Annotated in this window: 7 protein-coding genes and 1 pseudogene; 7 read left to right on the top strand and 1 reads right to left on the bottom strand. The window is 53.8% G+C overall.

All coding sequences use genetic code 11. From position 1 onward, the window contains the following. The 3 genes and pseudogenes from R6V78_RS11585 to R6V78_RS11575 all read left to right on the top strand — a co-directional run. A partial coding sequence (locus R6V78_RS11585) for a response regulator transcription factor (RefSeq protein WP_410289518.1) occupies positions 1-185 on the top strand: 185 nt, incomplete at its 5' end. 103 nt (positions 186-288) lie between these two features. Continuing rightward, positions 289-606 (top strand): annotated as a pseudogene (locus tag R6V78_RS11580) (PAS domain S-box protein); the annotation flags it as partial. Positions 607-633: 27 nt separating this feature from the next. Continuing rightward, positions 634-1,365 carry a sensor histidine kinase gene (locus R6V78_RS11575; RefSeq protein WP_410289519.1) on the top strand — a complete coding sequence of 244 codons (732 nt, stop codon included), beginning with the start codon at positions 634-636 and terminating at the stop codon, positions 1,363-1,365. Positions 1,366-1,445: 80 nt separating this feature from the next. Here the strand turns inward: R6V78_RS11575 and R6V78_RS11570 are convergent, their stop codons facing one another. Further along, complete coding sequence (locus R6V78_RS11570; protein ID WP_410289517.1) at positions 1,446-1,580, bottom strand: DUF3096 domain-containing protein; 135 nt, start codon at positions 1,578-1,580, stop codon at positions 1,446-1,448. A 310-nt stretch (positions 1,581-1,890) separates the two neighbouring features. Between R6V78_RS11570 and R6V78_RS11565 the strand changes: the two genes are divergently transcribed. The 4 genes from R6V78_RS11565 to R6V78_RS11550 all read left to right on the top strand — a co-directional run. Then, entirely contained in the window at positions 1,891-2,031 is a 141-nt protein-coding gene (locus R6V78_RS11565; RefSeq protein WP_410289516.1) for a hypothetical protein, read from the top strand. Between the two features lie 32 nt (positions 2,032-2,063). Next, a complete protein-coding gene (locus R6V78_RS11560) occupies positions 2,064-3,377 on the top strand; it encodes a glycosyltransferase (protein WP_410289515.1) in 1,314 nt (437 codons plus the stop codon). Further along, on the top strand, positions 3,364-5,016 hold the full coding sequence (locus tag R6V78_RS11555) for a hypothetical protein (protein ID WP_410289514.1): 1,653 nt from the start codon (positions 3,364-3,366) through the stop codon (positions 5,014-5,016). The genes R6V78_RS11560 and R6V78_RS11555 overlap by 14 nt, the downstream gene beginning before the upstream one ends. Continuing rightward, positions 4,982-5,172: hypothetical protein (locus R6V78_RS11550; protein WP_410289513.1), on the top strand; the 191-nt coding region annotated here is incomplete at its 3' end. The genes R6V78_RS11555 and R6V78_RS11550, both read left to right, overlap by 35 nt.

Genomic DNA, 5,172 nt, shown 5'->3' with positions numbered 1-5,172 from the left:
AGCGCGAGGTGTTGAAGCTGCTGGCCGAAGGGTACACCAACAAGGATATCGCCGAATTTCTGCACATCAGCGTCAAAACCGTGGAAAAGCACCGCGCCAACCTGATCGGCAAGCTTGACTTACACAACATCGCCCAGCTGACCGCCTTTGCCATTGAAAACGGCCTCGTTGAAATGAAAAAATAGCCAGGAAGTCTTGATGTCCGAGAAAACACAGCCCGATGATTGCGACGCTCTCGATTTCCGCATCCAAGTGCCGTACTTTCAGGCGCTCTAGCATGCACCGGTACCGGTCCGCATCGTCCGTGACGATGGCCGACTGCTCATGACCAACCACGCCTTTCAAGCGGCCACCGGGTTTTCCCATGCAGATATCCCCACCGCCCACGCATGGGTCGAACACATTCTAACTGAATCGGACAATGGAAACGAAACCGATTTGAATGGCCTGTTTGAACCGGGAAAAGCACTGACGCCATTGCGCATTTCGTTAAGAAACAAAAAGGGTCAATCCTTGATCTGGGAACTCTTCAATGCACCTTTGGGCCGGACGTCAGACGGCCAGCGCATGGTCATCATTGTCGCATCGGATGTCACCCAACTGATCGATTATGAACGGTATCTGGAATCCACGATGAACCGGCTGGAGAACGAGATTGCCGAGCGAAAACGCATGGGTGATCCACTGAGCATTTCACGGGAGCGCCTTAAAAACATGTCCAGGCGTATTTTGGATGTTCTCGAGGCGGATCGGCGAACCGTATCCAAGGAGCTGCACGACAGCATCGGTGCCGGCCTAGCGGCCATTAAATTCAGTCTGGAAGAAAAGGAGATGCAGCGCGAGCAGAATCACGGCCGATTGGACGACTCGTTGGATCAGGAGATTGCCTATCTCCTGGCGACCATTAAAGAGACCAAACGCATCTCCGCCAACCTGCGCCCCACCACGCTGGATGACCTGGGACTGATGGCCACCATCCAGTGGTACCTGCGTCAGTTTCGACGACTTTATGGGAACATTCATGTTGAATACCGGAAGGACATCGCCGAGGAAGATGTCCCCGAAGAGATGAAGATCATTATTTACCGCATTGTACAGGAGCGCTTAAGCAACGCTGCCAAACACAGCGAGGCCGGTGCGGTTCGGCTGCAGATGGGTTTTTCCGACGGGAATCGTTCGATCTCCCTGCTCATTGGAGACGATGGCCGGGGTTTCGACGCCGAAGAGGTCCTCTCCGAAAAAGACCCCTTGAGCGGATATGGTCTGACCGCCATGCGCGAACGCTGTGAAATCTTCGGTGGCTCCTTTCACATCGAGTCGCATCTTGGTCGGGGAACCCGGATTAATGCCATCCTCCCCATTTGACGGATTCGTAAATCTGGCTTTTTCGAGTTCATCCGATTTAGCGCCTGAACCGAAACGGTTACAGCCGATGGGGCAGGCTGCTAAAAACGCATCAGACCGAGGATCCCGATAAGTATCAGGTAGACGGCGACGATATAGTTCAACGACCTGGGAACCAACAGAATCAGCAGCCCGGCAAGAATCGACACGATCGGTTGAATTGAAAAATGCATCATCTTCAATCTCCTTTCCAGCATACCCTCTCATGAGCGTTTGTCTCGTCACCAACTACCACCGTTGATCAATTCTGCATATGGGTTCATTTCAGTATTTTCAATGCTGCTGGATAGCGCCGCAACCCGCAGATGCGGTCCGGGTTAAGATTGCGCCAATCGAAAATGCACATCTCAGGGCAGTACGATAGAGTGAATCCCCCATACCGCCCCATACCTCATCGATAGATAATACGATGAACTTACCGGGTGGGATGATGTGTTGCCCATTTTGGGGTTTTTTCTCCACACCAATTCGGATGGGGCCGTTGAAATGGAAAAATTTATCGAAGACGGGACCGTGGGGGTGTACTTCGGGCTGTTGCTTTCACCGATGATCGCCTCAGCTGCCATGAGTTTCAGTTCGGTGTCGGTGGTGGGAAACGCCCTGCGGTTGCGTAACATCGATGTCTGATGTGAACGGGTCCATCGAAGAAGGATGCCGGCATGAAAATATGCATGTTTACCAATACCTATCTTCCCCATGTGGGCGGGGTCGCCCGGTCGGTCTCTTTTTTCTCCCAGGATTTGAGAGATGCCGGCCACCGGGTGCTGGTCGTTGCCCCCACGTTTGCCGGATGTGAAAAACATGATCGCGATGAAGCGGAAGTCTTCCGTGTGCCTGCCATTCAAAAGTTTAACGGCAGTGATTTCTCGGTCCGCATTCCTTCGCCGTTTCTCGTGGATGAAAAAATCGATCTATTTGAACCGGATGTCATTCACAGCCACCATCCCTATCTATTGGGGGATGCAGCGCTGAGAGCCGCCCGGCGAAGACAATTGCCGCTGATTTTCACGCATCACACCCTGTACGAGGAATATACGCATTATATCGCCAGAAATCCCGAAAATATGAAACGGTTTGCCGCGTTTCTATCGACCAATTATGCCGATATGTGTGACCGGGTCGTGGCGCCCAGCCAGAGCATTCGGCACCTGGTTCGCAAACGCGGCGTGACCGTTCCGGTCACCGTCATCCCGACCGGTGTGGACACTTCTTTTTTTTCCAAGGGTAGTGGAGAATCGTTCCGTGAGAAACACGGTATTCCGCAGGATTCTTTTGTTATTGGCCATCTGGGCAGACTGGCACCGGAAAAAAATCTGGACTATCTGGCGACCGCTGCAGCCCAAACGATTGAAAAAAAATCGGATGTCTATTTTTTGGTTGTGGGAGAAGGGCTCAGCCGGCAAACCATTTTGCAAACGTTTGCCGAATCCGGGTTGCAGAAGCGATTGATCCTGGCCGGCACGGCCACCGGTCAGACCCTGGCCAATGCTTACCATGCCATGAATATTTTTGCCTTTGCATCCCACTCCGAAACCCAGGGGATGGTTTTAACCGAAGCCATGGCGGCGGGTGTTCCGGTTATCGCGCTGGATGCGTCCGGCGTCAGAGAAGTGGTTGAAGACGGGTTGAACGGGCGGCTGCTGGACAGCCAATCATCGGAAAGGCAATTTGCCGAGATGCTGACCTGGAGTATCGCCCATCCCCATAAAATTGCACAATGGGCCAAGGCGGCCCGCAGTAGCGTTCAATCGTTCGCTCGGGAACGATCCGTGAAAAAATTGCAGGATCTGTATGCGGATGCGGTGGAAACCCGAAAGAAAAAAGGCACCTATAAAACCAACGAGCTGCATATTTGGGATAAATTCTTGCTGGCCTGCCGGGCGGAATGGGATCTGGTCGTCGGGAAGACCGAAAGCATTATCCAAACCGTGGATGAAGAATCGAAAGTGATCGGTCTCGATGAATCCGATTGATCGTCTCAAAAATAGTTTCCAATTATGGTCGACATGGCTGTTTCGAAAGGAGCGTTTCAGCCGGCTGCTGGGATTGCCGCGCTGTACCGGCAGCGGTGACCAACCCGGATTGATCCTGATTCAAATCGACGGGCTCTCCTACACCCAGTTTCAGCGGGCATTGAACCGCGACCGATTGCCGTTTATCCGCCAGCTGCTGGAAAAAAACGGGTATGTAGAGAAACCCTTTTATTCAGGGCTGCCGTCTTCCACACCGGCCGTTCAGGGAGAGTTGTTTTACGGCATCAAGACGGTGGTCCCCGCCTTTGAGTTTATCGACAACAGCACCCGATTGCGGCACGCCATGTTTTTACCGGCATCCGCCAACGCCATTGCCCGTCAACTCCAACAGACCGGGCAGCCGCTTCTCGCGGGAGGGTCCAGCTATTCCAATATCTATTCGGGTGGCGCCGCTACTGCCCGCTACTGCGCCGAAACCATGAATCTCGAATCATTGATCAGGGCCGTCAATCCGATAAAATTGGCTCTCTTTGTTGTGATTCAGGCCGGCAAGCTGTTCAGGATTCTGGGGGTTGCATGCCTTGAGCTGATTTTGGGGGTCTATGATTTTATCAAAGGGATGGTCAGTGGAAAAAACATCGTCAAAGAATTGAAATTCATCCCGACCCGATTGTTCGTCTGCATCATTTTGCGGGAATTGATTCGTCTGCGGGTGAAAATGGATGCCACACGGGGTGTGCCGATTATTGCGGCCAATTTTTTCGGTTACGACGAGCAGGCGCACCGCCGTGGACCCGGATCCGCATTCGCCCACTGGACATTGAAAGGCATCGACGGGGTGGCGCGGGATATATACCGGACCGCCATGCGCTCGCAATGCCGGGATTACCGGGTCGTCATCTATGCCGATCATGGCCAGGAGTCGGTCCACAGCTACCACCGCCATGCCGGAAAGCCATTGAAACAGGCCATTCGCGAGGTGATCGCAGAGAAGCAAGGCCCTGAAGATTCTCGAGACGAGCGGGATGCGGACGACATACTGGCCAACCTCTACCGGCGGGCCGGCAATGTTCTCTTCGGACAATCCGGGCCAATGCGTGGGCACCGGAAATTCTTCACCGCCGGGTCTGCGGATCGTGTGCGGATTACGACCATGGGGCCGCTGGGGCATGTCTACCTGCCGCACAGCACCCGCATTCAGCTCGATCCGGTCGATCCTTCCCCTGCGCTCGAACAGCTCGCCCGCCGCCTTAATCGTCAGGCACACATTCCGCTGGTATTGTTTCAGAAAAAAGGGAGTATCGCTGCCGTCAACGATTCGGGCGTATTTACCCTCTCGAAGGACCGTGAGACGATCCTCGGCAATGATCACCCCTTTTTAGATCAAACGGCCGAAGACCTAAGCCGTCTGTGCCTTCATCCCAATGCAGGCGATCTGGTGGTCTCCGGGTGGAAACCGGGTGGGGCGCCCATCTCTTTCAATATCGAGAGCGGCGCCCATGGCGGGCCCGGCAAAGAGGAAACCAGGGGGTTCGTGTTGCTGCCGCCGTGTATGAAAAACGATGCTTCATGGATGCGCCCCCTGGATTTGAGAGACCAAATTTTTGCATACATCGAAAAAGGACAGCGAGTTCCGTGACAATGGTGGAAATCATGAAAAACCCCGTGATATATCCTTTATCCTCCGGGGGTTCGCTTTCAGCCACGTCAACCTGACCCATCGCAACTGGACAGCCGTGGGGCATCCGGATCTGCCGTATTATCCCATCGTGGATCCTAGAGGATTGGTAACCCC

Source organism: Desulfosarcina sp., assembly GCF_046496365.1.
GTDB lineage: Bacteria > Desulfobacterota > Desulfobacteria > Desulfobacterales > Desulfosarcinaceae > Desulfosarcina.
This window is presented reverse-complemented; position numbering and strand designations above follow the sequence as displayed.

Coding starts and splice junctions, on each gene's coding strand:
- R6V78_RS11565 (WP_410289516.1), top strand. CDS start 1,891: ATGGAAAAATTTATCGAAGACGGGACCGTGGGGGTGTACTTCGGGCTG.
- R6V78_RS11575 (WP_410289519.1), top strand. CDS start 634: ATGAACCGGCTGGAGAACGAGATTGCCGAGCGAAAACGCATGGGTGAT.
- R6V78_RS11560 (WP_410289515.1), top strand. CDS start 2,064: ATGAAAATATGCATGTTTACCAATACCTATCTTCCCCATGTGGGCGGG.
- R6V78_RS11570 (WP_410289517.1), bottom strand. CDS start 1,580: ATGATGCATTTTTCAATTCAACCGATCGTGTCGATTCTTGCCGGGCTG.
- R6V78_RS11555 (WP_410289514.1), top strand. CDS start 3,364: ATGAATCCGATTGATCGTCTCAAAAATAGTTTCCAATTATGGTCGACA.